Annotated in this window: 2 protein-coding genes; both read left to right on the plus strand. The window is 72.4% G+C overall.

From position 1 onward, the window contains the following. Positions 1-2,779, plus strand: a 2,779-nt coding sequence (locus tag ACLEQD_RS37610) for a non-ribosomal peptide synthetase (RefSeq protein ID WP_410390688.1), incomplete at its 5' end; no start/stop codon positions are given. Further along, a partial coding sequence (locus ACLEQD_RS37615; protein ID WP_410390689.1) for a condensation domain-containing protein occupies positions 2,767-4,547 on the plus strand: 1,781 nt, incomplete at its 3' end. The genes ACLEQD_RS37610 and ACLEQD_RS37615, both read left to right, overlap by 13 nt.

A 4,547-nucleotide genomic window follows, 5' to 3' on the forward strand; every position in this document is an offset into this window, starting at 1 on the left:
GGCGCTGGTGCGCCTGGACTCGCACGTCCACCGGCTCATCTGGAGCTTCCATCACACCCTGCTCGACGGCTGGAGCCTGGGCCTGGTGATGCAGGACGTGTTCGGCTTCTACGATGCGTTCAGCCGTTCGCAGGCGCCGCTCGTGGTCGCGCGGCCTCCCTTCCGGGACTACATCGCGTGGCTGGGCCAGCAGGACTCCGCCCGTTCGGAGGCGTTCTGGCGCGAGCGGCTCGCGGGCTTCACGGCCCCCACGCCGCTGCCCCTGGATCAGGGCACGGGCTCCGACGACAGCGAGGCCGTCCACCGGCACGGCTCGCAGGAGATCGCCCTCTCCGCGGAGACCACCGCCGCCATCGAGTCCTGCGCACGCCGCCACCAGCTCACGCTGGGCGCCGTGGTGCAGGGCGCGTGGGCGCTGCTGCTGAGCCGCTACAGCGGCGAGCAGGACGTGGTCTTCGGCACCACCGTCTCCGGCCGTCCCTCGGAGCTTCCGGGGGTAGAGGGGATGATGGGCCTGTTCATCAACTCCCTGCCGCTCCGGGTGCGGATCACTCCCGCGGACACGCTGGTGTCCTGGCTCCAGGGCATCCAGACGCAGCAGGTGTCCCTCAGCGCCCACGAGCACTGCCCGCTGGTCCAGGTCCAGTCGTGGAGCGAGCTGCCCCGCGGCCAGGCGCTCTTCGAGAGCCTCGTCGTCGTGGAGAACTACCCCATCGACGCGTCCATCAAGGAGCGCGCTCGCGGCCTGGACGTGCGCGACTTCGAGGGCCGTGAGCGGCTGACCCTGCCCCTGGCTCCCGCGGTCCTCCCCGGCGAGAAGCTGGGCCTGCGCCTGTCCTACCAGCTGTCGCGCTTCGACGCGGAGGCCATGACCCGGCTGCTGGGCCACTGGCGCACGCTGCTGGAAGGCATCGCCGTCGCGGCGGCCGACAGCCGCGTCTCCCGCCTCTCGCTCCTCACGGACGCCGAGCGGCATCAGGTGCTGAAGGACTGGAACGCCACGCAGGCGCCGCTGGAGGCCGAGGCTTCGCTGCACGGCCTCTTCGAGGCGCAGGTGGAGCGCACGCCCGACGGCATCGCCGTGGAGCTGGACGACACGCGCTGGACGTACCGCGAGCTGAATGCCCGCGCGAACCAGCTCGCGCGCCAGCTCAAGCTCCTGGGCGTGGGGCCGGAGGTCCGCGTGGGCGTGTGCCTGGAGCGCTCGCCCGAGCTGCTGATGGCGCTCCTGGGCATCCTCAAGGCCGGTGGCGCCTACGTGCCCGTGGACCCGGACTACCCGCAGCACCGGATCGCCTACCTGCTGGAGGACTCGCGCGTCCCGGTGCTCGTCACCCGCGAGGCCATCGCGGACGAGCTGCCCTCGCGCGGAGAGCAGCTGCTCTGCGTGGACTCCGATGCCGCGAGCCTCGCGCGCCAGCCTTCCGGCAACCTGCCCGCGCTGGGCGGACGGCACCTGGCCTACGTCATCTACACGTCGGGCAGCACCGGCCAGCCGAAGGGCGCGCTCGTCGAACACCGGGGCATCGTCAACACGCTCGCCCAGGCGGTGCGTGACTTCGACGTGCGCCCCGGCACGCGCACGCTCCAGTTCGTGTCGATGAGCTTCGACGTGTCGCTGCTGGAGATCTTCTCCACGCTCGTGGGCGGAGGCACGCTGGTCCTCGCCCCGCGCGAAGCGCTGCGGCCCGGCCCGGAGCTGGCGCGGCTGATGCGCGAGCGAGACATCACCACGTCGGTGCTGCTGCCCTCCACGCTGGCGGTCCTCGCGTCCGACGACTTCCCCACGCTCCAGACGGTGGTGACGGGCGCGGAGGCGTGCCCGGCGGAGGTGATGGACCGCTGGGCGCAGGGCCGCCGCTTCGTGAACTCCTACGGCCCCACCGAGGCCAGCATCACGGTGACGAGCGCGCTCTGCCTTCCGGGCTCGGGGACGCCGCCCATTGGCCGGCCGTATCCCAACGTGCGCGCCTATGTGCTGGACGCGACGGGAGCACCGGTGCCGGTGGGCATCGCGGGCGAGCTGTTCATCGGCGGCGCCGGGGTGGGCCGGGGCTACCTGGGCCGGCCGGAGCAGACGGCGGAGCGCTTCGTGCCGGATCCGTTCGGCCATGAGCCGGGCGCGCGGCTGTACCGGACGGGGGACCTGGTCCGCTACCGCGCGGACGGCGCGCTGGAGTTCGTCGGCCGCACCGACCACCAGGTCAAGGTGCGCGGCTTCCGCATCGAGCTCGGAGAAATCGAAGCGGTGCTCGCGGGCGCGGTGAGCGAGGCGGTGGTGCTGGCCCGCCAGGACGTGCCGGGCGACCGGCGCCTCGTGGCGTACGTCGTGGCGCGCGAGGACGAGACGGTGGATGCAACGGCGTTGCGGCGCTACCTGGAGGACAAGCTCCCCGAGCACATGGTGCCGTCCGCGTTCGTCGTCCTGGACGCGATGCCGCTCACGCCCAACGGCAAGGTGGACCGCAAGGCCCTCCCGGCGCCGGACGCGGTGCGCCCGGAGCAGGGACCGACCTACGTCGCGCCGCGCACTCCGGTGGAGGAGACGCTGGCCGCGACGTGGCGTGAGCTGCTGGGTGTGTCCCAGGTGGGCATCCACGACGACTTCCTGGAACTGGGGGGACACTCGCTGCTGGCGACGCAGGCCATCTCGCGGATCCGCGCGGCGTTCGGCGTGGAGCTGCCGCTGCGCGCCCTCTTCGAAGCGCCCACCGTGGCCGCGCTCGCGCAGCGGGTGGAGGCGCCCGCGCCGAAGCGTCGCCCGGCGTGCCCCCGCTGAAGCCCGCGGCTCGCACCGGCCCGCTGCCGCTGTCGTTCGCGCAGCAGCGACTGTGGTTCCTGGAGCAGCTGTCGCCGCAGGGCTCGCTCTACAACATCCCCAGCCTGCTCAAGCTGGAGGGACACCTGGACGTGGCCGCGCTGGAGCAGGCGCTCAACGCGCTTGTCCAGCGGCACGAGAGCCTGCGGACGACGTTCCACGCGGAGGAGGGCCGGCCCTTCCAGCGCATCATCGAAGCCCCGGCGCTCCCGTTGCCGGTGGTGGACCTGCGTGAGGTCGACGCGGCACTGCGGGAGCAGGAGGCCTGGAGGCTGGCGCGGGTTGAAGCGCAGCGGCCCTTCGATCTGGTCCACGGCCCGCTCCTGCGCGTCACGCTGCTGCGGACCGGGGAGCGGGAGCACCTGCTGGTCCTGTCGATGCACCACATCGTCTCCGACGGCTGGTCCGCGGGCGTGCTGGTGCGCGAGTGGGTTGCCCTCTACGCCGCGCGCATCGAGCAGCGCGACGCGGTGCTGCCCCCGCTGCCGGTGCAGTACGCGGACTACGCGGTCTGGCAGCGCGAGTGGTTGAAGGGAGACGCGCTGGAGGAGCAGGTCGGCTGGTGGCGGCGGGAGCTGGAAGGTGCCCCGGCCGTGCTGGAGCTGCCGACGGACCGGGTGCGCCCCGCGAAGTTGACGGAGCGGGGTGGTTCGGTGCCGGTGCGGCTGTCGAAGCCGCTGTCGGACGCACTGCGGACCCTGGGACGCGGCGAGGGCGCCACCCCGTTCATGGTGCTGCTGACCGCGTGGCAGGTGCTCCTGTCGCGCTACAGCGGGCAGGACGACATCAGCGTGGGCACGCCCGTCGCGGGGCGGTCGCAGGCGGAGGTGGAGGGCCTCATCGGCCTGTTCCTGAACACGCTGGTGCTGCGGACTCAGGTGCGCGCGGCGGACCACTTCCGTGAGGTGCTCGCGCGAGTGAAGGAGACGACGCTGGGAGCGTTCGCGCACCAGCAGGTGCCGTTCGAGCGGCTGGTGGACGCGTTGAGGCCGGAGCGCGACCTGGGCCGCACGCCGCTGTTCCAGGCGATGCTGGTGCTCAACACGGAGGTGGACACCTCCCTGTCGCTGAGCGACCTGACGTTGCGCCGTCTGGAGCTGGAGAACCTGGCGGCCAAGTTCGAGCTGAACCTGTCGCTGAGCGATGCGCCGGAGGGCTTCCAGGGCGCGCTGACCTACAGCGCGGATCTCTTCGAGCGCGCGACGGTCGAGCGGATGGTGGAGCACCTGGGCGTGCTGCTGGAGGGGATCGCGGCGACGCCGGACGCGTCCGTGAGCGCGCTGCCGATGCTGGCGGAGGCGGAGCGGGAGCAGGTGCTGAGGGCGTGGAACCAGACGGCGGAAGCAACGCCGCTGGAGAGCATCCACGGGATGTTCGAGGCGCAGGCGAAGCGGAAGCCCGGCGCGGTGGCCGTCGTCGCGGACGGCAGGCAGCTGACGTACGCGGAGCTGGACGCGAAGGCGAACGGAGTCGCGAAGCAGCTGCGAGCGCTGGGAGTGGGCCCGGAGTCGCTGGTGGGCCTGTACGTGGAGCGGACGGTGGAGGCGGTGGCGGGGATGCTGGGCATCCTCAAGGCGGGAGGCGGGTACGTGCCCATGGATACGTCCTTCCCCGAGGCGCGAGTGGAGGCCATCGCGGAGGACGCGGGGCTGCGCGTGGTGGTGACGCAGCGGGCGCAGGCGGCGGACGTGGCGGGCCTGGGGCTCGTCACCGTCATCGTCGAAGCGGT

This window comes from Corallococcus sp. 4LFB, assembly GCF_046520365.1.
In the GTDB taxonomy this organism is placed as follows: Bacteria; Myxococcota; Myxococcia; order Myxococcales; family Myxococcaceae; genus Corallococcus; species Corallococcus caeni.